The sequence below is a fragment of the Olleya namhaensis genome (assembly GCF_900114005.1).
GTDB lineage: Bacteria > Bacteroidota > Bacteroidia > Flavobacteriales > Flavobacteriaceae > Olleya > Olleya namhaensis.
This window is the reverse complement of record NZ_FORM01000003.1, coordinates 233077-257295: the sequence shown is the minus strand read 5'-3', so window position 1 is coordinate 257295 and position 24219 is coordinate 233077. Positions and strand designations below refer to the sequence as shown.

Genomic DNA, 24219 nt, shown 5'->3' with positions numbered 1-24219 from the left:
CCTAATTTTGTTGGAAGTATACCAAAAGTATACAATATGTAACATGACAAATATCATAAAATATAAGCCAGTAAAGTGTAACCTTTGTTACAGGTAAAAGAGCAAATTATGGAATTAAAAGTATGTTATCATTGTGGCGATAATTGTACAGATACAACTATCCTTTTAGAGGATAAACCGTTTTGTTGTCAAGGCTGTAAAACGGTGTATGAAATCTTGTCTGAAAGCGATTTAACGTGTTATTACGACTTACAATCGTCTCCTGGAGCTATTCCAAAAGAGATTGAGGGGAAGTACGACTTTTTATCTCAAGATAAAATTATTGAGAAGTTAGTCGAATTTGATGATGGTAAAACACAAATAGTCACACTTTACATTCCACATATCCACTGTAGTTCTTGCATATGGATTCTAGAAAATTTAAATAAGTTAAATCCTGCGGTTACTTTATCTCAAGTTAATTTTGGTAAAAAAACAGTGCGTGTTTCTTATAATACAGCATCGTTTTCGCTTAAGCAGTTGGTATTGTTGTTAAGCTCTGTAGGGTATGAACCTTATATTAGCTTAGACGATTATAAAACGGGGCAAGAAAATGTAAATCGTAGTTTAATTTACAAATTAGGAGTTGCCGGTTTTGCTTTTGGGAATGTGATGTTTTTATCTTTTCCAGAGTATTTTGAGGTCAACGAGTTTTGGTTAGAGCAATACAAGCATGTCTTTAGATGGATTATGTTTGCTTTTTCTTTACCAGTTGTGTTTTATGCTGCTCAAGATTATTTTATATCGGCTTACAAAGCTATTAGAACACGAATTTTAAATATTGATATTCCTATTGCTTTAGGTATTATTGTTTTGTTTGCACGTAGTACAGCAGAAATAGCATTCGATTTGGGCTCAGGATTTTTTGATAGTTTAACAGGGTTGGTTTTCTTTTTATTATTAGGAAAGTTTTTTCAGCAGAAAACCTATTCATTTTTATCTTTTGAACGCGACTACAAGTCGTATTTTCCAATCGCAGTTACAAAAATTTTTAATGGCGAAGAAGTGCCGGTTCAGGTTTATGATATCGAAAAAGGGGACCGTTTATTAATCCGAAACCAAGAACTAATTCCCGTAGATGGTATATTAATTAACGGGAATGCGAAAATAGATTACAGCTTTGTTACTGGCGAGTCTGAAACGGTTACCAAGCAATCTGGTGACAAGTTGTTTGCCGGAGGTAAGCAAACCTCTGGAGTTATTGAGATGGAAGCGATTAAGTCCGTTGAGCAAAGTTATTTAACACAATTATGGAGCAATGATGTGTTTAGCAAAAATAAGGACGATGGCTTTACAACGTTAACCAATGCGATTAGTAAGCGTTTTACAGTGGCTGTTTTAAGTATTGCTTTTATTGCTACAGTATTTTGGTTGTTTAAAGACTCTAGTAAAGCTTTAAATGTATTTACAGCAGTTTTAATTATTGCTTGTCCGTGTGCTATTGCTTTATCCGCACCTTTTACTTTTGGTAATTTATTACGCATTTTAGGAAAGAAAAAATTCTACATAAAAAACGCTTCGATATTAGAGCAATTAGCACATATCGATACTATTATTTTTGATAAAACAGGAACAATTACTTCTAATAAAAAAAGTGATGCACAGTATGAGGGATTACCTTTAAGTGCTTCTGAAGAAGTCTTACTTAAAAACACATTGCGTGGCTCTAATCATCCATTAAGTCGTGGCTTGTATGATATTTTAGAAGAGAATAATATAGTTACACTAGATACATTTGAAGAGCATTTAGGCCAAGGGATTGAAGCGTCTCATGCTTCTGATAACATTAAAATTGGCTCTGCTAAATTTGTAGGATTTCAAAATGAAAATGCAGTATTAAATACAGCAGTACATATTAGTGCTAACAATAACTATAAAGGAAAATACACGTTTTATAACAGTTACCGCAAAGGGTTATCAAAGCTGTTTAATAAGTTGAAAAAGAATTTTGATCTTGTCATTTTATCGGGTGATAATGAAGGGGAACTAGAAAACCTTAAAAAGTTACTACCAGCAAAAACTAAAATGCTATTTAATCAAAAGCCAGATGATAAGTTGGAGTATATTAAATACCATCAAACGGAAGGCGCAAAAGTATTAATGGTAGGGGATGGTTTAAACGATGCTGGTGCTTTGGCACAAAGTAACGTGGGTATTGCTATCTCTGAAAATGTTAATGTGTTTTCTCCAGCTTGTGATGCTATTTTGGATGCGACAAAATTTAATCAATTACACCAATATATAAAGGCGTCTAAAAGTGCTATTAAAATTATAAAATGGAGTTTTGTACTCTCTTTTTTCTACAATGTTATTGGATTGTATTTTGCGGTAACAGGACAATTAGCGCCAGTAATTGCTGCTATTTTAATGCCTTTAAGCTCTATTAGTATTGTTGTTTTTACAACAATAGCCACTAATTTGGTAGGACGAAAATTAAAGTAGTTGTTTGATAAATAGAAGGAAGTCACTAAGACTTCTCGGTGTACTTTTTTTTCTAGTATTACTATCGTTTCGTTTTAAATTACTGCGTTTTGGCAAATATTCCGCGTAAGCGAAAAACAATCTTAAATAAATCTTAATTTTTTTTCAGAAATTAATTCAAACATGATAAATGTCATCTTTTAAAATAGACATCTAAGCTACTTTTGTAGCATAACTTCTAATAGGTATGAGCGTTATATACATTTTACTAACAGTCAGCATTGTTGTCGCAATTGTCTTTTTTATAGCCTTTATATTGGCAATAAGAAACGGACAATTTGATGATAGCTATACGCCTTCAGTAAGGATGCTTTTTGAAGACGAATTGGTTAAAACCACAGAATCACTAACTAAGAATAATAAAAAGACTAATCACAATTAATTATGGAAATGCAGCAATTTTATTACGATAACAAGATCGTTAAAAAGTTTCTTTACGCAACCATGCTCTGGGGAGTTGTTGGTATGCTTGTAGGGTTGCTTTTAGCCTACATGTTTTTATTCCCGAATATGACAGACGGAATTTCATGGCTAAGCTTTGGACGTTTAAGACCTTTACACACCAATGCGGTGATTTTTGCATTTGTTGGTAATGCTATTTTTGCAGGGGTTTATTACTCTACGCAACGTTTACTAAAAGCTAGAATGTACAGCGATTTACTAAGTAATATTAACTTTTGGGGATGGCAATTAATTATTGTTGGTGCCGCCATAACATTACCATTAGGATACTCTACATCTAAAGAATACGCAGAGTTAGAATGGCCTTTTGATATTGCTATTGCTTTAATCTGGGTGGCTTTTGGGATTAACTTGATTGGTACGATGATGAAACGTCGTCAACGTCACTTATACGTTGCTATTTGGTTTTATATTGCCACATTTGTAACTGTCGCTGTATTACATATATTTAATAGTTTAGAGTTGCCGGTTAGTTTAACGGGTATGAAAAGTTACTCAGTTTACGCAGGGGTGCAAGATGCTTTAGTACAATGGTGGTATGGACATAATGCGGTTGCCTTTTTCTTAACAACACCGTTTTTAGGGTTAATGTACTATTTTGTACCTAAAGCAGCCAACAGACCAGTATATTCTTATAGATTATCAATTGTTCACTTTTGGTCTTTAATCTTTATTTATATATGGGCTGGACCACACCATTTATTATACACAGCTTTACCAGAATGGGCTCAGAATTTAGGAGTTGCATTTTCTGTAATGTTATTGATGCCATCTTGGGGAGGTATGATAAACGGACTACTAACACTTCGTGGTGCATGGGATAAAGTTCGTGTTGATCCGGTACTTAAATTTATGGTAGTTGCCATTACAGGTTATGGTATGGCAACATTTGAAGGACCAATGTTATCACTAAAAAACGTAAATGCAATTGCTCACTTTACAGATTGGATTATTGCCCACGTGCACGTAGGTGCTTTAGCTTGGAACGGATTTTTAACCTTTGGTATGATTTACTATTTAGTGCCAAAATTATTTAAAACAAAACTATATTCTTTAGCCTTAGCAAATCTTCATTTTTGGATTGGTACGTTAGGTATTATTATGTATGCTTTACCAATGTATGTTGCTGGATTTACACAAGCTAGTATGTGGAAGCAGTTTAATCCTGATGGAACATTAGTGTACGGTAACTTTTTAGAAACAGTTACTGAGATTATGCCAATGTACTGGATGCGTGCTATTGGAGGGACTTTATACTTAACAGGAATGTTAATCTTAGTGTTTAACGTTATCCAAACCATTAGAAAAGGTAGTGTTGTTGAAGATGAATTAGCAGAAGCTGCAGCATTACAACGTGTGTCTAAAAAACGTGTTTCTGGAGAGGGATGGCACACTTGGTTAGAACGTAAACCTATTAAATTAACTATAGGTGCTACAATAGCTATTTTAATTGGTGGTGTTGTACAAATTGTACCAACAATAATGGTTAAATCTAATATACCTACAATTAGTAGTGTTAAACCTTATTCCCCATTAGAATTGGAAGGTAGAGATATTTACATCCGTGAAGGTTGTGTTGGATGTCACTCTCAAATGGTACGTCCATTTAGAAGTGAAGTAGAGCGTTACGGAGAATATAGTAAAGCAGGAGAGTTTGTTTATGATCATCCATTTTTATGGGGAAGTAAACGTACAGGTCCAGATTTACACCGTATAGGTGGTAAATATTCAGACAACTGGCATTTTAACCACATGTATGATCCACAAAGTACCTCTTCAGGATCTATAATGCCATCTTATAAATGGTTAATAGATAATACGCTAGATAAGACTGATATCGAAGCTAAAATGAAAGTGATGGTAACATTAGGTGTCCCTTATACAGATGAGGATATTGCAAATGCACAAGCCGAAATGTTAGCGCAAGGAACACAGATAGAAAAAAATCTTTACACAGATCCTGATTTTGCAGAAGCTTATGAAGCTAGTAAGAAAAACGGAGGTGCTGATTTTGTAGAAATGCGTAACCGCGAAATAGTAGCAGTTATAGCTTACTTACAACGTTTAGGTACTGATATTAAAGAAGGAAAAGAAGAAACAACCGTACAAAACTAAAACGTCATGTTAAAATTTGTAAAAAATCATTTAGACAGTATTGCAGGTGTAGAGATATACCCAATACTATCATTACTTATATTCTTTGGTTTTTTTGTAGTCCTTTTTTGGTGGGTAATTACCGCCAAAAAAGACTATATCACTCAAGTAAGTAATATTCCATTAGAATTAGACAACGAAAACGAAAACGAAATCGAATGATCAGACCAAACGCTTTATTATTTAATTATAAAATAATAAAAGTCAAAGGTTCTATTTGTCTATTTCAAAACAATAAAAACTAATCAAATGAAAAAATTAATCCCATCATATGTAAGAGTCCCAGCTCTCTTTTTTGCCATCTTTGGATTGGTAGAATATTTTGTAGACTCTGGAGATAAACCCGCTTTTTTAGAGTATCCAATTATCATGTTATTTTTAGTATTAGTATTATTTATACTAATTGCTGTAGAAGGTATTGTTGGATCTATAGAAAACGTATTGTTTCAAAGTTTAGATGAAGCAGGTAAAGCACGTTACCTAGCAAACACCTCTAAAGTACCAGAGTTTAAAAAAGCTAAAGCGCTGTACCATAAATTAAAAGGAGGAGAAACTCCAATAGAAGAGGAGCATGAAATTATCCTTGACCATAACTACGATGGTATAAAAGAGTTGGATAATAATTTACCACCATGGTGGTTGTATTCTTGGTATGCTTCTATGGTTTTTGCTGTAATTTATTTATTTAATTTTCATGTTACAGGGTCATCAGATACACAATACGAAGAATTGGATAACGAGTATGCTCAAGCTAAAATAGAAATTGAAGCGTATAAAAAAACAGCTAAAAATTTAGTAGATGTTAACTCAGTAGTTTTATTAACAGATGCGGCAGATCTTCAAATTGGTAAAAAAGTATTTGATGCTAACTGTGTTGCCTGTCATATGGCAGATGGAGGTGGAGGTATTGGACCAAATTTAACGGATAAATACTGGATTTTAGGAGGAGACATTAAAAGTGTATTTCATACAATCTCTGAAGGAGGTAGATCAGGAAAAGGGATGATCTCTTGGAAAAAAGAAGGTTTAAAACCATTAGAAATGGCTCAAGTTGCAAGTTATGTATTGTCTTTACAAGGTACAACGCCAGCTAAAGGTAAAGATGCTGAAGGCGATTTATGGCAGCCGGAAGGAACAGAAGATACTACAACTCCAGCAGAACAAGAAAACACTGAAGCTTTAGAAATAGGTAAAACTGTTTCTAGTAATAATTAAATTATAAAAATGGAAGCTCCAATTAACGAGGGTTTTAGAGACTCAATATCAACTATAGGCGAAGACGGTAAACGTGCTTGGGTTTTTCCTAAAAAACCCAGTGGTAAGTTTTACGATTATAGGAAGATTGTTAGTTATGTGCTATTAGTCTTTTTATTTGCAGCTCCATTTGTTAAAATTAATGGTAACCAGTTTTTATTATTCAATGTTCTAGAGCGTCGTTTTAATGTTTTTGGATTTCCGTTTTGGCCTCAAGATTTTCACTTATTTGTAATCTCTATGATTATTGGTGTGGTCTTTATTACCATATTTACGGTTGCTTTTGGGCGTATATTTTGTGGATGGATTTGCCCACAAACCATATTTCTAGAAATGGTATTTAGACGTATTGAGTATTGGATAGATGGGGATAGAGGGGCGCAAATGAAGTTAAAACGCACCAAATGGACTCCAGAAAAAATTAGAAAACGTGTATTAAAACACACCATTTTTATAATCATTTCCTTTTTTATTGCTAATGTGTTTTTAGCCTATTTAATTGGTAGTGATAAGTTATTAAATTACGTAACAGAAGGACCCTCTCAGCATTTAAGCACCTTATTTCCGTTATTGATTTTTACAGGTTTATTTTACTTTGTATTTTCATGGTTTAGAGAGCAAGTATGTATTATAGCTTGTCCTTATGGACGTTTACAAGGTGTGCTATTAGATAATCAATCCATTATTGTTGCTTACGATCATAAACGTGGAGAAGGAGAAAATGGACGCAAAAAATTTAGAAAAAACGAAGACAGAGAAGCACTTGGTCATGGTGATTGTATAGATTGTATGCAATGTGTGCATGTTTGTCCAACAGGTATTGATATCAGAAACGGTACACAATTAGAATGTGTTAACTGTACAGCTTGTATAGACGAGTGTGATGATATAATGGAGAAGGTAGGTTACCCTAAAGGGTTAATACGTTATGCTAGTGAGGATAATATAGAAAAGAAAGCGCCTTTTAAATTAACCACGCGTCTTAAAGCCTATATTGTAGTACTAGTTATTTTAACGGGTGTTTTAATAGCGATGTTACAATTGCGTAATGATGTCGAAGCTAGAGTCTTAAGATTACCTGGGCAATTGTTTGAGCATAAGGCAAATAATGTCATTAGTAATGTATTTACATACAAGGTTGTTAATAAAACAACTCAGGAGATTGACAATGTCAATTTCAAACTTAAAAAATATAAAGGGACTGTCAAGTTAGTATCAACAGATAATAGTTTTGTAGTACCAGCACAAGGTTTAGCACAAGGAACATTATTTATAGAGCTTGATCAAAGCCTTTTAAAAGAGGATAAAACCAAATTGACTATAGAGGTGTACAGTCTTGATAAATTAATAGAAACCACAACAGTAAACTTCTTAGGACCTAGAAGCTATAATTAAAAAATAAGACTATGAAATTTAACTGGGGAACAGGTGTTGTAATTGCTTTTATACTATTTATAAGCTTTATCATGTATTTTGTGATATCTATGAATACGGATAAAAGCCTAGATCACGATTTAGTAGATGAAAACTATTACAAGCAAGAATTAGAATTTCAGAACGATATCAATAAAGAAAAAAACGCCAAAACATTAGCGTCTAAAGTGACTTGGAAAAAAACAACCGAAGGTATTGTTATTAGCTTTCCAGCTGATTTCCAAGACAAAAATATTACAGGTAAAGTATTCCTATATAGACCATCTAATAAACAACTAGACTTCGAAACCACAATTTTGTTGTCTAATCACAATTTGCTCATACCTGACAAACGTTTATTAGATGGTCGTTGGAATATTAAAATAGATTGGAGCTATAAAGATACAAACTACATGTTTAAAGAAGAAATACAGTACTAATGTTACTTACAGCACTCATATTTGGCTTATTGGGTAGTTTTCACTGCGTTGGTATGTGTGGACCTATTGCTTTTATGTTGCCTGTAGACAGAAGTAATTCTTTTAAAAAAATAACACAAATAGCGGCTTATCATTTTGGACGTCTATTAGCCTATAGTATTATCGGATTAATTTTTGGTTTAATAGGTAAAAGCCTTTATATTTTTGGATTACAACAAAAGTTATCTATTGTAATAGGTGTTTTAATGATTGTTGTTATCCTTTTTCCTTATAAAAAATTGGGTCAAAATTTTATAGTAAAGCCCATTTACAAGGCAATAGGTTTTGTAAAAAAACAAATGGGTCAAGCCTTAAAAAATAAGACTGCAGACACCTTTTTAACCATTGGCTTTTTAAACGGATTTTTACCTTGTGGATTGGTTTATATGGCTGTTTTTGGAGCTATTGCAACAGGTACAGCATGGCAAGGCAGTTTATATATGGCCTTTTTTGGTTTAGGTACAATACCGTTAATGACCACAGCAATATATTTAGGTAAATTTTTAAATGCACAAGTAAAACAACGTATTCAAAAGGCTATTCCTGTATTTATCGTTATTATTGGTGCCTTATTTATTTTACGTGGCTTAGGTTTAGGTATTCCTTATATATCGCCAAGTCCCGTGGTGGAGATGGTAAATAGTGCCATAGATTGTCATTAAAAGAAAATATTTTTTTCGCTTTCGCGGAAATAATGCCAGGCACATTTAATGCTAGTAAATAGCTGCTAGTCTTATAAATAAACGTAAATTATCAAACCTTATTTACTCAAAAAACGTCTTTAAAATGAAAAACATCCTTTTACTTACAGATTTTTCTCAAAGCTCTAAAAATGCCATGCATTATGCAGCTATGCTTTTTGAAAATAAAGCTATTAATTTCCATTTAGTATATGTACACAAAGCGTCTGCTTTTACATCTGCAGATTTAATGACAACTGGAAATGCTAATTTGTATGCCTCTATAGTTAAAACACCAAAAGAAGATCTAGAAGATTTAGCACAAGACTTACAAACGGAATGTAACAACCCAAAACACACGTATAACGTACATATAGATTACGATGTGTTTACAGATGCTATTAACCAGTTTGTGGTTTTAAATGGTATCCAATTAATTATTATGGGTACAAACGGAGTAACTGGTGCTGATGAGGTTGTTTTTGGAAGTCACACACTAAATGTAATTAGAAAAGTAAGTTGTCCAACATTAATAATACCAAATGGTTTTAAGTTTGTTAAACCAAAATCGATTTTACTTCCATTAGACGAAAAGGATCAACTTAATCAACAAAGATTGAATCAGATTTTTAATATTGTAAGCAAAGAAGCGTCTCGTTTTCATGTTTTAAGAATAACAGAAACAGCAGAAGACCATACTACAGATATAAACACTTTAAAAAGCCTTTTAAAGTCTGGTAATTATAAATATCATCACGTTATAAATGTACCAATGGATAAAGTTGTAGATACGTATATGCAAACAAATACAATAGATTTAGAAGTCTTTATTATACAAAAAACTAGCTTTTTAGAACGTTTGTTTATGGGGTCACCAATAACAAAACATAGTAAAATAGCTAGTGTTCCATTATATATATTACATGATTAATGCGTTACCACTAATCATGTAATATATATTAGTTTTTTTGTGGAATTATTTTATCTTCTTCTAAAACTAAAATTAAAAGTTTTGAGTAATCATTTACCGTTTTATTAATATTTTTTGGATCCACAATATCTATATATCCTTTCCATATTAACGTGCGGTCTTTAGTAGGGCATAAGCAGTATACAGCGGTTTCTGCGTTATAGACTTGATACTCATTATATGCATCTGGATTAAAATGTTGGTCTTGATACATTAAATAATCATCGTTAAAACGATTATGACTTTTAGAACTATTGGAATAGTCTTTTTTAAACTGGATTTTATTTTTAATTCCAACCACTTTGGTAAACACAACAGCATCATAACCTTCTTTTAATAGCTGGTTTTCTAAAGCTTTTATTTCTGTGTCGGTTCTTTTTTTAGCAAGAAATTCTGCATCAAATTTATCAAGACTAATTGTAGCTTCAATTCCTCGTGACGTTAATTGGTTTTGTAATTTTTTTTCGAATTTTTCTCTAGCTTCAGGATCGTCAGTCAACCCAACAATAAACACTTTTTCTAGTGTGTAATTATCTGCTTCGGGACTAATCCAACGGTCTTTTAATTGTGTACTTCCGCAACTGTAAAGCGAACAGACAAGTAATATTAGTAAGAGTTGTTTCATGGTTTAGTTTAATAAATGGTCTTGTTTATCTCTTTTCATTAAGGTTTTTACCAAATTGAAAATTTCAGATTTCACAGCTTTATAATCATAAAAAAACGAACTTACTTGCTTAATAAAGGCTAGATGATCAGCTTTATATTGTTCTTCTTTATCTAATTCATTTTTACCGTCAACCATTAGCTCAAGATCATTTTCATGTGCTACTAAAGCAGTAATTAATTTTTGACTGCCTCTCTTTGTTCTCAATAAAGCAGTGGCTGCATCTTGCGCTCTAGCTAATACGTGGTCATCTATAATTAGTTGTGTATAATCTGTAATTAATTCTTCTAAAAACACTTGTTCATCTTTAATAAAATTTAAATCAGATAACCAGGTTTTAGACATTTCATGCATGCGGTCTGCACCATACCATTCTACCATTTTGTTTTTGTTTTGTGTTTTCATTTTTATGATTTGTTTATTAAAAAAAAACAGGAAGTAAAGTAGGCCATACTTCCTGTTTAAAGATTACATCATCTTTTATTACCTATTAACAAGACTGTTTTTGAGGCGTCGTGTTAATGATTAATAGCGTGTGGTAATTTTAAAATATTAGATTTTGTAATCTAAATATTATATGGTTTTTACTATAAATTAAAGATAGAATTATTACAAGTTAATTAGTATGATAAATATCATGTTGTACATTATCTATAACTCTATTTCTATAGTTTCAAATAAATTTGGGATACAAGTATACCAGTTAAAGGTATCTTTAATTTTAACTCTTAAAGCATTTTGGGCAGTAGGTTCGCCATGTATTAGATAAACTGTTTTTGGCGTGTTTTTAATAGCACTTAACCAATGTAGTAACCCATTCTGATCTGCATGAGCAGAGAGACTATCTATAGTTAATACAGCTGCTTTTACTGGATAGTATTTACCATAAAATTTAATTTCGTGAGCGCCTTCTTTTAATAGTCTGCCTCTTGTGCCTTCTGCTTGATAGCCGACCAATAAAATAGTTGTAGAGGCATCATCTATTAATTGTTGCAAGTATGTTAAAACGCGACCACCGGTAACCATTCCGCTACCTGCAATTATAATTTTACTTCTTGGATCATCAATGGTTTTCCAAGTATCTGCATAACTTTTAATAATATTTATGTGCTTACACATAGCATTGTAATCGGTTTCAGATAGCTTATGCCATTTAGGAAAACGTTTAAAAATCTCTAACACATTATTACCCATTGGACTATCAACAAAAATGGGGATGTTTGGTATTTTGTTTTTTTGATAAAGTTTAAATAAGATAAACATTAGCATTTGTAAACGCTCTACCGCAAAACTTGGTATAATTAAATTGCCTCTAGTGTTTATGGTCTCTTTAATAATTTGAGTTAGTTTATTTTCAATGTCTTCGATAGGGTGTAGTTTGTTGCCATAAGTACTTTCTAGAAACAAATAGTCCGCTTGATCAGGTCGTTTTGGGTCGTTTAATAAATAATCATTAACCCTACCAATATCTCCAGAAAACACAAATCGTTTTCCTTCTATATCAAGTTCAATAAACGTAGACCCTATTATATGACCATTATATTTAAATCGATAAGAGATGTGATTATTTATAGCAATCCATTTGTCTTCGACTTGTACTTCAAATTTTGATACGGTTTGATCTACTTCCTTAGCAGTATAAAAAGGTAAAGCTGGTTGATGCTTAGTATATTTTTCTTTGTTTGCTTTTTTTGCTTCTTCTTCCTGTATTTTAGCACTGTCTTTAAGTATAATTTCGGCAATAGCTAGAGTAGGCGCTGTACCAATTATTTTACCATTAAAACCCTGTTTTATTAACCTTGGTAAATAGCCAACATGATCTAAATGCCCATGAGTTAGTAATATTGTTTCAATTTTTGAAACAGCAATGGGTAAAGGGTTCCAATTTAGTTGTCTTAAATCTTTTAGACCTTGAAATAAACCACAATCAATTAATATAGAAGTATTAAAAGCTTCAATAAGATATTTAGATCCTGTTACTGTTTTTGCGCCTCCTAAAAATGTAATTTTTACTTTAGTTTTCATAATTTATGATTTTAGGTTACACAGTAGTTTAATTTCGTTTAAAATTCTTTTTTTTCTAATATTTGATATTCCTAAGTGATCTAAATAAAAAGCATCATTTATTAAATCTTTGCATAAGACAACCTCTCTGTTTAATAAAAACTGTTTTTCTCTTTTTGTTAATAAAGTAGAAGTGGTTATTGGGTATAATTTTAGTTTATCAATACGGTCTTTTAATCCATTATGTAAAGGGTAATCCCAGCTTAATAAATACAGCCCAATGCAGTTTCCGTAGGTTTGAGCATCCTTAGTAAATCTAGTATTAGTAACAACCCAACCTTCGGTAATTTTAGTTTTTAATCCTAATTGATTATTCCATTTAGATTGAATGTCTTTATATCTAGAATGAATGTACAATGGGATTTTAACGTTGCAATTTAAACCAGCTTCACCATGAAATTTACATTCTATAACAATAGTTGCTTTTTCTTTTGTGGCTAGTATATCTACTTCATGATTTACACATTTCCCATTAATTATCTGTCCAACTTTTACATCATAACCAGACGCTTTTATGATAGAAGCTATATAACGCTCAAACGGAAAACCTGTTGGACCTAATTCGTAAATTGCTTTTTTTAATTTGTATTTGGAGGCGATATGACTTTTTTTAGATTTTAGTAATGCATACGCTTTATTGTAAATTTCTTTTGTAGAAATGCCTTGATATAATTGGTCCTTAACATTATTAACAATACTATCTGTTAACATACTATCTGCTCCAGAATTTATTAAAGATTTTCTTAATTTTTTAATTGAAAATTTAACAGGCTTTCCTGATGCTTTTTTTATATAAATATCTTGATTATTCATGTGTTACTATTTATTATCAGGTAGTATTAGAAAAGGAATGCTAGGCTTAAACCCTATTGTTTTTATAATAGGTTGGTTTAAATAACGCGCTATAAGACTATGTTTGTAGTTAACCATGATTAATAAATCAATGTTTAAATCGTTAATAAAAGTTGAGATTATTGTAGCTTTTTTATCGTAATTAGGAACGGAATGGTAATGTGTTTCAAAGCGCTTTAAACCACTTTTTAATACCGCCAAATTATATTTTTGAATCTCAGTTAAAGCTTTATTTGTCTGGATATTTATTACTCTTAAAACAGCATTGTTATTTGCAGTAAATTCGGAAATTGTATTAATTATTTTTTCAAAAAAGAATCGGTTTAAATCAGTTGAAAACACAATTTGATCTATTGGTTTATAATTGTATTGATCAGGAATAATTAAAATAGGACATGTTTTAATGTGGTCTACTAAATGCACTGTGTTACTTCCAAAAAATAAGGCTTTATTATTAGTCGCTCCTTTAGTACCCATAATTATTAAATCAATTTTTGTATCTAATATAAATTGATCTACAGCACTATTTAATTCCATAAATTTAATAACCGTTTTAAAAGTATGATTAGGGTTTTTGTAGGCGTTTAAAACCTGTTGTTTTAATTCAAGTAACTGTTGATTACTTTGTTGCCTTATACTTTTTATATAAACATCGGACAAGGTTGCTAAAGAGGATGGATTTAGTGGTTTTGCGTGTAGTAAATAAAAAGTACAGATATCATCTCTATAATATTTTATAGCATATACAATTGCGCTCCACGCATTATCCGAATAATCTGAAGGTAGAAGTATATGTTTCATAACGTTAGGGTTTTTGTATACTTAAAGCTATGATTAAAAAACAACTATAAAAATGATATATATTAGTTTTAAAAAGAAAACCCCTATAAAAATGATAACTCATCTTTATAGGGGTTTAATCCTTATTAGTGTGTTGTATTATTTGATTTTAAAAGTCACTACAGGTAAAGATGAGTGGTTTGCAATATCCTCAGAGATACTTCCTGCCAAAAAGTGAGTAAAACCTTTACGACCGTGTGTTGCGACAGCTATTGCATTTGCACCTGATACATTAGCATGATTTAATATACCTTTTTCTACGGTGTAGTCAGAGATGTATTTTACTTCTGATAATTTATCTAAATTACCATCCGCTTTTTGTAAAAAGTTAACAACAATTTGCTCCATTTCTGAAGTGCTGTTAAAATTATCTCCTGGGGTATTTACATAGATAAGATGTAAATTAGCACCAAGTTTATCAAATAATTTTGTTGCGTTTATATAAGGTGTTACTGTGCTTTCTGAAAAGTCAGAAGCAAATACCACATTCTCAAAACTTAGGTTTGTTGGTTTGTTTTTAATAACCAATACTGGCACATCAGAATGGCGTACTACTTTTTCTGTATTAGAACCAATAAAGATTTCTTTTAATCCGCTACTTCCATGAGACCCCATTACAATTAGGTCCGCATTATGCTCCTTAGCAACCTCATTAACTTCAGTAAATACTTTAAAATGTTTAACAATAGGGGTTACTTTTACGTCTTTTAAAAAATCTTGTTGTAAAAAATCTGTAAATCGTTGTTCCGCTAATTTTAAGAAAAATACAGTTTCGGCTTGTAAATCAGCTTCTCCTTTTGTTAATATCGTTTCTGATATTTCTAACATGTGTAATGCTAATATTTCAGCATCATATTTTTTTGCTAATATAGCAGCTGATTCTAAAGCATAATTTGAATGATCTGAAAAGTCTACTGGTACAATTATTTTTTTCATGTTTAGTGGTTTATTAGTATTAAGATTTACTAAAATTAATAAATCTTTAAATCAGTTTTTAGTTTTTATGTATTAATTAACACCCTTAAATGGTCATTGAAAACAGTTGTGTTTCAGGTTTATTACGTTGTAAAAGTAAATCGAAAGCCATACAAATGTTTCTAACAAAAGGTTTCCCTTTTTCGGTAATAAAAATTTGGTTCAACTCTATATTTAATAACCCATCATCTTCCATTTCTTTCAATTTGGATAAGACCTCTGGGATTTCTTCAAAATATAAATCAGAATCGATCCAACTCGTTTTAAAATGACACATTAAGTTTAAAATATGTTGTCTAATTATAAGGTCTTCGTTAGTTAAAATATGTCCTCTAAATACAGGTATGATTTGCGATTCTATTAAATGGTAATATTCTTCTATTCCTTTGACATTTTGAGCAAAAGCATACCAACTATCACTTATTGAGGACACGCCTAAACCAATCATTACTTTTGTTTTGGAAGCGGTATATCCCATAAAATTACGGTGCATAGTCTCTGATACACTAGCAGTATAAAGACTGTCCGTTTTTAATGCAAAGTGATCCATTCCAATATCATAATAACCAGCATCTGCTAGTAATTTTTTACCCAATTGGTATTGATTTTGTTTAATGCTTGGTGTTGGTAAGTCACTGTCTTTATAACCACGTTGTCCATTTCCTTTTATCCATGGGACATGTGCATAGCTGTAAAAGGCAATGCGATCTGGTAGTAATTCTTTTGTTTTATTTATAGTCTCAGCAACATGTGCTTCGGTTTGAAAAGGTAGTCCAAAAATAATATCATGACTAACAGATGTGTAACCAATAGCTCTTGCTTGTTCTGTTACTTTTTTGACGTTTTCAAAAGGTTGTATTCTGTGTATAGCTTTTTGTACAATAGGGTTGTAGTCTTGTACTCCAAAACTAACACGCTTAAATCCCAAGTCAAATAAGGTCTGTAAATGCGTTTCTGTCGTATTGTTTGGGTGACCTTCAAAACTAAATTCGTAATTATCCGCTAATTTTGCTTTGCGTGTAATGCCATCAATTAATATTTTTAGATTTTTAGAATCAAAAAAAGTAGGTGTTCCACCGCCTAAGTGTAACTCTTTTATATTAGGTTTTTCGCCTAATAAATTACAGTATAAATCCCATTCTTTTAAAACCGCACTTATGTAAGGCGATTCAACTTCGTGGCGTTTTGTAATGCGTTTGTTGCACCCACAAAAAGTGCATAAACTTTCGCAAAAAGGTAAGTGAATATAAAGACTGATACCTTCTGTAGTATTACTTTCTTCAAATGCTTTTTTTAGATTTTCTTTCCATTGTTTTAAAGAAAATTTATCAACATTCCAATACGGTACAGTCGGGTAACTAGTATATCTAGGTCCGGCAACATTATATTTATTTACTAATGAAAAACACATAACTTTTTTGTTTATACGTCAAAGTTAGTGTCTTATTAGAAGTTAAAATATGACTAATATCATAAGTTAAAATTTAAGATAATAAGGCGGTAATTGTTTTGAAAGGAATATCATTAAACGTATTAACCACATGATCGGCTAAAGTGTAATCTTGGTTTTTAGAATGGAAACTATCAAAACCAATACAATAACTACCAGCAGATTTAGCTGCTTTAATACCGTTAGTCGAGTCTTCAATAACTATGCAATGGGCTTGTGGATGTCCTGCTAATCCTGCTGCTTTTTCAAAAATTTCAGGATGTGGTTTTGATGCTTTTAAATCTGCACCACTAATTTTAGCTACAAAATATTGATCTAAATCAAAACGGGTAAAGACATTGTTTATAGTTTGCATGGATGCAGAAGAGGCTAGGACAAGCGTTAAACCATTTTTATGGTAATCTTGGATAATATCAAGCACACCATCTATTAACTTTAAACTAGGGTCGCTATGGAACAATCCTGTAAAAATCTTACGTTTACATTGGACCAACTCTTCTGGGTTATTGTCTAAACCAAAAACCTCGCATAGTCTTTTACAAACATTGATAGTAGATTGCCCTGTGGTAGATTCATACAACGCACTGGAAACATTTATGTTAAAGTGGTCAAACATTAAAAAATAGGCTTTTTTGTGTAACGGTTCTGTGTCAACAATTACACCATCCATATCAAATAAAACAGCTTTTAGCATTGGTCTAGTTTTTAGGCGAAGATACTTATTATGAGCTTTTTTACCATACATATATTTTTTTCTCTGTAAGAATTAGAATATTTTGCATAACCAATAGATTAATATGATTTACACTATTATTTTTATAGCACTAGTTATACTTGTTATTTACGCGTTTTATGTCATGCGCCCAAAGAAGATTGAAATGTTCCCAAAGCATTGGCATGATCTTTTGGTAAAAAACGTTTTGTTTTATAAAAACCTTTCTGCAGCGGATCAAGTCATTTTTAGGAAGCGTATGTTGTTATTTTTAGGCGAAATAAATATTGATGGTGTTAATACAACAATCGAAGACTTAGATAAAATACTAATTGCTTCAAGTGCTATTATTCCTGTATTTGGTTTTTCAAATTGGAGTTATAATAACTTATCAGGTATTATTGTTTATCCTGATACGTTTAATGCTGATTTACAATTTTCTGATAAAGATGAAAACAAAAAAATATTAGGAATGGTTGGAACGGGGAGATTTGAAAAACAAATGATTTTATCAAAAAAGGCCATACGTTTAGCATTTAGTAATAAAACTGATAAGCATAATACGCCAGTGCACGAGTTTGTACATTTATTGGACAAAATGGATGGCGAAACGGATGGTATGCCTGAATTTTTTTTAGGAAAAGAATATATTGGCCCATGGTTAGAGCTAATGCACAAAGAAATGGAGCGTATTAATAATGATGCCTCTGATATAAGAAAATATGGCGGTACCAGTCAAGCTGAATTTTTTGCGGTTGCATCAGAGTACTTTTTTGAAAGACCTAAACTTTTTAAGCAAAAACATCCTGAATTATTTAAAATGCTTTCGCTTTGTTTTCAGCAACCTAAGCAGGGATCGTAAAATAAAAAGTGGTTCCTTTTCCTACTTCAGAGTCTAACCATATTCTACCACTATGGGCTTCGACTATTTTTTTACAATGGGCTAATCCAATTCCTGTACCTTCATACTCGTCTCTAGAATGTAAACGTTGAAAGATAGAGAAAATACGGTCTTTATGTTTTGCTGGTATTCCTATTCCATTATCTGTGATAGAAAACACCCAATAGTCAACGCTCTCTACATTAGATTGCAGATTACAATCAATTGAAATAATAGGTTTTACTCCTTTTTTTGTAAACTTAATACCGTTACTTATCAGGTTCTGAAACAATAATCTAAGTTCTAATTCTGCCCCTTTAATTGTAGGTAGGTCAGTGGTAATAATTGTAGACTCTGTTCTATCAATAACGTTTTTTAAATCGTCTTTTAAAATAGAAATCACACTATTACAATTTATGTTTGTTGTGTTTTTACTTTTTCCAAGTCTAGAATACTGGAGAATGGCATCAATAAGTTTTTGCATTCTTGCGCTAGATTGACTAATAAAATTAAGACTCATTTTACCGTTATCGTCTAGTTTGTCTTCATATTCTTCGACTAATAAATCTATTAATCCAGTAATTGTAATTAAAGGTTCTTTTAAATCATGACTTGCAATGTATGCAAACTGCTCAAGCTCGTCATTTTTTATCTCTAACTCAAGACTCTGTTTTTGGATAGCAGCATTTTTGTCTTTTAATTTTTTGTTTAATTTTTTCTTACTTAGGTAACTTCTATAAATAAGTATCCCGCCCAATACCGCTAAACTGATTAAGGTTATTAGTAAGATGTTTATGGTTTTTTGAGTGTTAAGCTGAGATTCTTTTTGTTTTAAAATAAACTCTTTAGTTTCAATTTCAGCAATTTGGTTCTGTATAAAATTATGTTGCTTTTGTATTTCTAGATTACGGCTAATAATGTTTTGATCTTGACTTTTAATAAATTCAATTTGACGCTTAATATTGTCTTCTAAATCTTGTTCTATTTTAACTTTATCTTCAAATCGCTGTTTATGTAATTCGCTTTGATTGGATAGTGTTTCAATCCATTTATCTTGTGTAACTACTGTGTTTAATATGGTGTCTATTTTACTTTCTTGCGTATTGATTTGTTGTTTCTGTGATAATATTTCAGCATCTTTTGTAACAAGGTTTTCTTGTTGTTCTGCTTCTATTTTTTTTGAAGCTTCAAGATCAGCTTCACTATTTTGGTATAAATCTTTCCATTTTTGAGAGGAGCTAATAGCGTATTGTTGTAACGAGTTTGCTATTTTAAAACCTTCCTTATCAATAGTCTTGTTATTAATTTCATATTCAAAAGAATCTCCAACATTTACCATATTAATCATGGTTGTGTGGTAATTATAATCTTCTGTAACTAGTAATATATTTTGACCTGAAATTTTATTTAAGATGTAGTTGATGTCAAAATTGAAGGATTTATTGACGTACAGTAATTGTACGTCTTTGACATCTTTAACGCTATTAAAATTAACGACCGTAACTGGTTTGTTGTTTATGTTACGTTTTTGTGCTAAAGATTTAAAGTCTATTATAGCACGGTCCGGACCTAGTACACCTATTTTAAATTGTGTAGCATCTACTTGATTTGGCCAACCTACTTGTTGTGCAAAATTGTATACAAAAATAGCCCGTTGTAATCTTTTTACTTGCTGATTTGTTGTTTGAGCATGAATTGATAAACCATAAAAACACAGTAAAACACAAACCATTAGTGATTTGTGTTTTAGATTATAGAGTGTTGTTTTTAGGTTTGACTTCATTATAGTTTTAAAAAGGCTCTCATGTAAAAGTTAGAACCATTAACTCCAAATTGTTGCACACGTCTACTGTAAACAAAATTACCATTATCAATATTGGCAGAGTGTGTGTGTTTATCTGGATAGACGTTAAAGATGTTATTACCACCTAAGGTCAGCTCAATACTACTATTAAATTTGTAAGAAACAGCTAAATCTGTAAGTAATTTAGGTGTAAATTTTTGATCTCTAGATTCTACTTCTCCAGATAATTCATTTAAAACCCAATTGTCACGATTACCATCTTCTGGATGTATAAAGCTGACGTCACCAAAATAGGTGTTTCCTAAAGATACTTTATAACTGTCAAACTCATAAGACAACAGGTTGTTTATCTTATAGTTTGGTTGTCCAGATTCTACTCTTGCAATTTCTTCTCTATTAAATAAGACATCTTCCTGACCAACTAAAGATTCTGATACTTTAATATCACCGATGACCTTTGTCTTATTAAAGTTTGCTGCTAAAGAGGCATTTACTTTTCCTGATCCAATAATTGTTTTGTATTGTATAGCGGCATCTAAACCAGTGGTTCTAGAATCTATGGCGTTTGTAAAAAACTGAGCAGCTCCTACATTAAAGGGTTCTAAGATACTTTCATAACCTTCATCAAAACGACCAGATAATACAATACGATCTTTAATTTTGATATAGTAATAATCTAAAGTGAAAGAAAAATTATCTTTTAATTTACCGTTAATTCCTAAGCTATAATGTCTAGATAATTCAGGCTTTAAGTTTTCAATTTTAAAAGCTTCTTGCGCTACAGCACTTTCGTTATTAAACGTACCTACTTGAATAATTTCACCATTAATAAATTGTGAGCTTATATTCTGAAAATAAACTTGGTGTAGGGAAGGAGCTCTAAATCCTGTAGAAATACCACTTCTAATACCTAAGGCGTCATTAACTCTATATAGACCGGAAACTTTCCAAATTAACTGTCCACCAAAATCGTTGTAAGACTCAAATCTAGCAGCAGTTTTGATTAATAGTTTTTCAGTAATGTTAGTTTCAATATCAATATATCCGGCACTATTTGTTCTAAATCGACTTAACTCATTCTCTGGCTGAAAACCAGGAAATACTTGTGCTCCTGGAATACGCGGTTGTTCGTCGCCAAAGGCATCTATATACGTACTGCCTCCATCAATAAAAGACGCTTCTTCTCCAGCTATAATTTGATAGTTTTCAACTCTTAATTCTGCTCCAAAAGCAATGTTTACACCATGTAACCAATCATAAGTTCTAGACAGGTCTAAATTGGATGTGCTTTGTTTGTAAGCAAATCCTCCTGAATAAAATGTTTTTGGAGAAGCAATACCTAATGAGGCATTAATAGAATTATTTACCGTGTAGTCTAAAGCATTTTTTCCAATAGAATGACTAAAATCTATATCCCAATTATTTTTGACACCTCTAATTCCGGCTGTTACCGCATCATCTTGTATGTCGGTTAAAATTTGTGGAGAAAACCCATTAGGAAACAACTCTAAGACCACACGGTCTTCATCCTTTGGTAATCTATAAAATCCTTTAGCTTGACCTTCTCTGTAGTTTCTGCTACCGTTAAAATAAAAGGTTGTAATTTCAGAAATAGGAATTTCACCATTAAAAGTAATGGCTAAGTTTTGTGTTTTGGCACTTCCAATTTCCATTATTTTTTGATCATCGTATCCTGTATTGTTAAAAAAGTTGTGCTCACTAACCAATTGTGCGTCTTCAATAGGTGTATCAGAATAAACAGGTCCAGTATAATTACCCGCTCTGTTAGTAGATTCTCTACTGCGGTATTCTCCAGTAATATTTATAAACCCTTCTGTACCAATTTCAAATCCAAAATTAGCGCCAAAATAACTTGTTTGTCCGTCTCCTTCTTTATTAACACCAACGCGTCCAACGATATCAATAACTTCAACTTGTTGTTTTAAAATAATATTTACAACACCGGCAATAGCATCAGATCCATATTGCGAGGTTGCACCATCACGCAAAATTTCTATGCGCTCTACAGAGGCAACAGGAATAGCATTAAAATCTGTTCCAACAGTTCCTCTTCCAACAGTTCCGTTAACATTTAATAACGCACTATTATGGCGACGTTTTCCGTTTACTAAAACCAATACTTGATCAGGTCCTAAACCTCTTAATGTGGCAGGATCTATATGATCTGTACCATCAGAAATAGTTTGATTAGTAGAGTGGAAGGACGGCACTAGATAATGTAAGATATGACTTAGCTCTATTTGTGTTGCATTTGTAAGTTCTTGCGGAGAAATAATGTCTACAGGAGCAGTGGTTCTTAAAGAAGATATTGGTTGTGCTCTAGACCCTAAAGATACTGGTTGGTCTATGGAAAAACCGGTTTCTAATTTAAAATCTAAGATCGCTGTTTCTCCAACTTTAACTGTAATACTTTTTGATATAGAATTGTACATTACAAAACCTGCTGTAATAACATAATCACCTTCTTCTAATTGCAACGTATAAGTCCCGTTTACATCGGTAGAGGTATTTAAATTAGTACCTTCAATACTCAGTTTAGCACCCGGAAGTGTTCCAAATTGATCAGAAACATTACCAGTAATAGTCGCTCTTTCTTGGCTATAAGCATTTAGTTGTAGACAAAATAAAATGATACAAGTTATGTATGGTTTTATGGAAAAAGACATGTTATTTAGTTGTTATGCACTTTTTAAACCGTTAAAATAAATTAACAGTAATGCGTTATTCTGTGTTTAATGACAACACAACAGAATAGATATTATACAGTTTTTTGTTTGTAATGGCTTTCAATTAAGTTTGTTAATAAACTAGCAGATAAAGGCTTGTTTATAAAGTCCTCAAGTAAATCTATAGTTTTAAAACGCTTATAATCGTCAGGATTATTAGAAGTCGTTAATAAAATTATCTTTATTGATGATGTAAAATCTGTGTCTAGCTTATTATATTCTTCAATAAATTCCCAGCCATTCATGGCAGGCATATTTATATCTAAAAAAATAAGATTAGGTTTAATGGCTAAGCCTTTACTAGCATCTTCAAGATATTTTAAAGCTTTTAAGGCACTGTTAACAGATATAACTTGATTAAAATCATCATGTTTGTTAACTATTTTTTCGTTATAAAAATTAATAACTTTGTCGTCATCAATTAAGAGGGTAAAGTCTACGGGAAAATTAATTTGCATATTACAATATTAAATATATTTATCAAATGTCAGAGATAAATTAGATTCATTTTTTTTTATTCGCTGAATGGCTTAAAAGCAACGACTACTAGCAGGTTCCGAATAGATGGACACCAAGTATGTATTGCGCAAATTTGTTTAACTTTACCTTATAAAAAAACAAAAGATGTTAGAAGAGTTACAACAAAATTACGGGTATTTATTTGAGGATGAATTGATTCAAGAAATTAATAATGTTGGGACTTATAAAGATATTCCTGAGGGTTTTAAATTAATCGAAATTGGTGACTACATAAAGTCAATGCCACTTTTAGTAAGTGGCGCTATTAAAATTTTGAGGGAAGATGAAGATGGTGACGAATTGATACTATACTTTATAGAGCAAGGAGATACTTGTGCCATGACATTGTCTTGTTGTTTAGGTAATTCTAAAAGTGAAATTAGGGCTGTTGCCGAAACCGATACTAAATTAATCATGGTGCCCATTGTAAAAATGGAAGAGTGGTTAGGTAAGTATAAATCTTGGCAAAAATTTGTGTTACAAAGCTATCATAATCGAATGTCAGAATTGTTAGAAGCTATTGATACCATTGCTTTTTTAAAGATGGATCAGCGTTTGTTTAAATACTTAAAAGACAAGGCGATGGTTAATCATAATGAAGTTATACATGTCACGCATCAAGAAATTGCAAGAGATTTACACACCTCTAGAGTCGTGATTTCTAGATTATTAAAAACCTTAGAAATTGATGGTAAAATAAAACTTCATCGAAATAATATTACAGTAATTGATTTATAAGCGTAACAACTGTTACATATAATTACTATTTAAAACAGTAGT

22 protein-coding genes are annotated in these 24219 nt (G+C 31.7%); 11 read left to right on the top strand and 11 right to left on the bottom strand.

From position 1 onward, the window contains the following. Window positions 1–108 precede the first annotated feature (108 nt). From BMZ09_RS06810 to BMZ09_RS06770, 9 genes are all read left to right on the top strand, one after another. On the top strand, window positions 109–2481 hold the full coding sequence (locus BMZ09_RS06810; RefSeq protein WP_090838816.1) for a heavy metal translocating P-type ATPase: 2373 nt from the start codon (window positions 109–111) through the stop codon (window positions 2479–2481). A 226-nt stretch (window positions 2482–2707) separates the two neighbouring features. Next, window positions 2708–2902, top strand: coding sequence for a cbb3-type cytochrome oxidase assembly protein CcoS (gene ccoS, locus BMZ09_RS06805; protein ID WP_090838814.1), 195 nt, complete (start codon window positions 2708–2710; stop codon window positions 2900–2902). Between the two features lie 2 nt (window positions 2903–2904). Next, the gene (gene ccoN / locus BMZ09_RS06800) at window positions 2905–5097 is read left to right on the top strand and encodes a cytochrome-c oxidase, cbb3-type subunit I (RefSeq protein WP_090838812.1); all 2193 of its coding nucleotides are present in this window, start codon (window positions 2905–2907) and stop codon (window positions 5095–5097) included. A gap of 6 nt (window positions 5098–5103) precedes the next feature. Continuing rightward, window positions 5104–5298: a CcoQ/FixQ family Cbb3-type cytochrome c oxidase assembly chaperone gene (locus BMZ09_RS06795; protein ID WP_090838809.1), complete on the top strand. Its 195-nt coding sequence runs from the start codon at window positions 5104–5106 to the stop codon at window positions 5296–5298. A gap of 87 nt (window positions 5299–5385) precedes the next feature. Then, complete coding sequence (locus BMZ09_RS06790; RefSeq protein WP_090838808.1) at window positions 5386–6351, top strand: cbb3-type cytochrome c oxidase N-terminal domain-containing protein; 966 nt, start codon at window positions 5386–5388, stop codon at window positions 6349–6351. Between the two features lie 9 nt (window positions 6352–6360). Further along, window positions 6361–7785: a cytochrome c oxidase accessory protein CcoG gene (ccoG, locus tag BMZ09_RS06785; protein ID WP_090838807.1), complete on the top strand. Its 1425-nt coding sequence runs from the start codon at window positions 6361–6363 to the stop codon at window positions 7783–7785. 11 nt (window positions 7786–7796) lie between these two features. Then, window positions 7797–8243, top strand: coding sequence for a FixH family protein (locus tag BMZ09_RS06780; protein WP_090838806.1), 447 nt, complete (start codon window positions 7797–7799; stop codon window positions 8241–8243). Then, window positions 8243–8944 carry a sulfite exporter TauE/SafE family protein gene (locus BMZ09_RS06775; RefSeq protein ID WP_090838805.1) on the top strand — a complete coding sequence of 234 codons (702 nt, stop codon included), beginning with the start codon at window positions 8243–8245 and terminating at the stop codon, window positions 8942–8944. The genes BMZ09_RS06780 and BMZ09_RS06775 overlap by 1 nt, the downstream gene beginning before the upstream one ends. Window positions 8945–9068: 124 nt before the next feature. After that, window positions 9069–9893, top strand: coding sequence for a universal stress protein (locus tag BMZ09_RS06770; protein WP_090838803.1), 825 nt, complete (start codon window positions 9069–9071; stop codon window positions 9891–9893). A 28-nt stretch (window positions 9894–9921) separates the two neighbouring features. Here BMZ09_RS06770 and BMZ09_RS06765 read toward each other — a convergent pair whose 3' ends face one another. From BMZ09_RS06765 to BMZ09_RS06730, 8 genes are all read right to left on the bottom strand, one after another. Next, window positions 9922–10557, bottom strand: coding sequence for a hypothetical protein (locus BMZ09_RS06765; RefSeq protein WP_090838801.1), 636 nt, complete (start codon window positions 10555–10557; stop codon window positions 9922–9924). Window positions 10558–10560: 3 nt separating this feature from the next. After that, entirely contained in the window at window positions 10561–11001 is a 441-nt protein-coding gene (locus tag BMZ09_RS06760) for a hypothetical protein (protein ID WP_090838797.1), read from the bottom strand. A gap of 246 nt (window positions 11002–11247) precedes the next feature. Further along, window positions 11248–12621, bottom strand: a complete 1374-nt coding sequence (locus BMZ09_RS06755; RefSeq protein ID WP_090838795.1) for an MBL fold metallo-hydrolase RNA specificity domain-containing protein — start codon at window positions 12619–12621, stop codon at window positions 11248–11250. 3 nt (window positions 12622–12624) lie between these two features. Further along, complete coding sequence (locus BMZ09_RS06750; protein WP_090838793.1) at window positions 12625–13473, bottom strand: restriction endonuclease; 849 nt, start codon at window positions 13471–13473, stop codon at window positions 12625–12627. Window positions 13474–13479: 6 nt separating this feature from the next. Continuing rightward, the gene (locus tag BMZ09_RS06745; RefSeq protein ID WP_090838791.1) at window positions 13480–14313 is read right to left on the bottom strand and encodes a universal stress protein; all 834 of its coding nucleotides are present in this window, start codon (window positions 14311–14313) and stop codon (window positions 13480–13482) included. Between the two features lie 138 nt (window positions 14314–14451). Then, complete coding sequence (locus BMZ09_RS06740; RefSeq protein ID WP_090838789.1) at window positions 14452–15288, bottom strand: universal stress protein; 837 nt, start codon at window positions 15286–15288, stop codon at window positions 14452–14454. An 85-nt stretch (window positions 15289–15373) separates the two neighbouring features. After that, window positions 15374–16738, bottom strand: coding sequence for an oxygen-independent coproporphyrinogen III oxidase (gene hemN / locus BMZ09_RS06735; protein WP_090838787.1), 1365 nt, complete (start codon window positions 16736–16738; stop codon window positions 15374–15376). A 73-nt stretch (window positions 16739–16811) separates the two neighbouring features. After that, window positions 16812–17471 (bottom strand): HAD family hydrolase, encoded by a 660-nt coding sequence (locus tag BMZ09_RS06730; RefSeq protein ID WP_090838953.1) that lies wholly within the window; start codon window positions 17469–17471, stop codon window positions 16812–16814. A 103-nt stretch (window positions 17472–17574) separates the two neighbouring features. Here BMZ09_RS06730 and BMZ09_RS06725 point away from each other — a divergent pair, with 103 nt between their 5' ends. Beyond that, window positions 17575–18351, top strand: a complete 777-nt coding sequence (locus BMZ09_RS06725; RefSeq protein ID WP_090838785.1) for a M90 family metallopeptidase — start codon at window positions 17575–17577, stop codon at window positions 18349–18351. Here BMZ09_RS06725 and BMZ09_RS06720 read toward each other — a convergent pair. The 3 genes from BMZ09_RS06720 to BMZ09_RS06710 form a co-directional block, all read right to left on the bottom strand. Continuing rightward, the gene (locus tag BMZ09_RS06720; protein WP_090838783.1) at window positions 18335–20152 is read right to left on the bottom strand and encodes a YfiR/HmsC family protein; all 1818 of its coding nucleotides are present in this window, start codon (window positions 20150–20152) and stop codon (window positions 18335–18337) included. The genes BMZ09_RS06725 and BMZ09_RS06720 overlap by 17 nt on opposite strands. Then, a complete protein-coding gene (locus BMZ09_RS06715; protein ID WP_090838781.1) occupies window positions 20152–22860 on the bottom strand; it encodes a TonB-dependent receptor in 2709 nt (902 codons plus the stop codon). The genes BMZ09_RS06720 and BMZ09_RS06715 overlap by 1 nt, the downstream gene beginning before the upstream one ends. A 92-nt stretch (window positions 22861–22952) precedes the next feature. Further along, window positions 22953–23378 carry a response regulator gene (locus tag BMZ09_RS06710; protein WP_090838779.1) on the bottom strand — a complete coding sequence of 142 codons (426 nt, stop codon included), beginning with the start codon at window positions 23376–23378 and terminating at the stop codon, window positions 22953–22955. Window positions 23379–23544: 166 nt separating this feature from the next. Here BMZ09_RS06710 and BMZ09_RS06705 point away from each other — a divergent pair, with 166 nt between their 5' ends. Further along, window positions 23545–24177: a Crp/Fnr family transcriptional regulator gene (locus BMZ09_RS06705; RefSeq protein ID WP_090838777.1), complete on the top strand. Its 633-nt coding sequence runs from the start codon at window positions 23545–23547 to the stop codon at window positions 24175–24177. Window positions 24178–24219 lie beyond the last annotated feature (42 nt).

What these genes read in the sequence shown, in the direction of transcription:
- BMZ09_RS06810 (WP_090838816.1), top strand. Translation starts at nt 109, where the DNA reads ATGGAATTAAAAGTATGTTATCATTGTGGCGATAATTGTACAGATACA.
- ccoS (WP_090838814.1), top strand. Translation starts at nt 2,708, where the DNA reads ATGAGCGTTATATACATTTTACTAACAGTCAGCATTGTTGTCGCAATT.
- ccoN (WP_090838812.1), top strand. Translation starts at nt 2,905, where the DNA reads ATGGAAATGCAGCAATTTTATTACGATAACAAGATCGTTAAAAAGTTT.
- BMZ09_RS06795 (WP_090838809.1), top strand. Translation starts at nt 5,104, where the DNA reads ATGTTAAAATTTGTAAAAAATCATTTAGACAGTATTGCAGGTGTAGAG.
- BMZ09_RS06790 (WP_090838808.1), top strand. Translation starts at nt 5,386, where the DNA reads ATGAAAAAATTAATCCCATCATATGTAAGAGTCCCAGCTCTCTTTTTT.
- ccoG (WP_090838807.1), top strand. Translation starts at nt 6,361, where the DNA reads ATGGAAGCTCCAATTAACGAGGGTTTTAGAGACTCAATATCAACTATA.
- BMZ09_RS06780 (WP_090838806.1), top strand. Translation starts at nt 7,797, where the DNA reads ATGAAATTTAACTGGGGAACAGGTGTTGTAATTGCTTTTATACTATTT.
- BMZ09_RS06775 (WP_090838805.1), top strand. Translation starts at nt 8,243, where the DNA reads ATGTTACTTACAGCACTCATATTTGGCTTATTGGGTAGTTTTCACTGC.
- BMZ09_RS06770 (WP_090838803.1), top strand. Translation starts at nt 9,069, where the DNA reads ATGAAAAACATCCTTTTACTTACAGATTTTTCTCAAAGCTCTAAAAAT.
- BMZ09_RS06765 (WP_090838801.1), bottom strand. Translation starts at nt 10,557, where the DNA reads ATGAAACAACTCTTACTAATATTACTTGTCTGTTCGCTTTACAGTTGC.
- BMZ09_RS06760 (WP_090838797.1), bottom strand. Translation starts at nt 11,001, where the DNA reads ATGAAAACACAAAACAAAAACAAAATGGTAGAATGGTATGGTGCAGAC.
- BMZ09_RS06755 (WP_090838795.1), bottom strand. Translation starts at nt 12,621, where the DNA reads ATGAAAACTAAAGTAAAAATTACATTTTTAGGAGGCGCAAAAACAGTA.
- BMZ09_RS06750 (WP_090838793.1), bottom strand. Translation starts at nt 13,473, where the DNA reads ATGAATAATCAAGATATTTATATAAAAAAAGCATCAGGAAAGCCTGTT.
- BMZ09_RS06745 (WP_090838791.1), bottom strand. Translation starts at nt 14,313, where the DNA reads ATGAAACATATACTTCTACCTTCAGATTATTCGGATAATGCGTGGAGC.
- BMZ09_RS06740 (WP_090838789.1), bottom strand. Translation starts at nt 15,288, where the DNA reads ATGAAAAAAATAATTGTACCAGTAGACTTTTCAGATCATTCAAATTAT.
- hemN (WP_090838787.1), bottom strand. Translation starts at nt 16,738, where the DNA reads ATGTGTTTTTCATTAGTAAATAAATATAATGTTGCCGGACCTAGATAT.
- BMZ09_RS06730 (WP_090838953.1), bottom strand. Translation starts at nt 17,471, where the DNA reads ATGCTAAAAGCTGTTTTATTTGATATGGATGGTGTAATTGTTGACACA.
- BMZ09_RS06725 (WP_090838785.1), top strand. Translation starts at nt 17,575, where the DNA reads ATGATTTACACTATTATTTTTATAGCACTAGTTATACTTGTTATTTAC.
- BMZ09_RS06720 (WP_090838783.1), bottom strand. Translation starts at nt 20,152, where the DNA reads ATGAAGTCAAACCTAAAAACAACACTCTATAATCTAAAACACAAATCA.
- BMZ09_RS06715 (WP_090838781.1), bottom strand. Translation starts at nt 22,860, where the DNA reads ATGTCTTTTTCCATAAAACCATACATAACTTGTATCATTTTATTTTGT.
- BMZ09_RS06710 (WP_090838779.1), bottom strand. Translation starts at nt 23,378, where the DNA reads ATGCAAATTAATTTTCCCGTAGACTTTACCCTCTTAATTGATGACGAC.
- BMZ09_RS06705 (WP_090838777.1), top strand. Translation starts at nt 23,545, where the DNA reads ATGTTAGAAGAGTTACAACAAAATTACGGGTATTTATTTGAGGATGAA.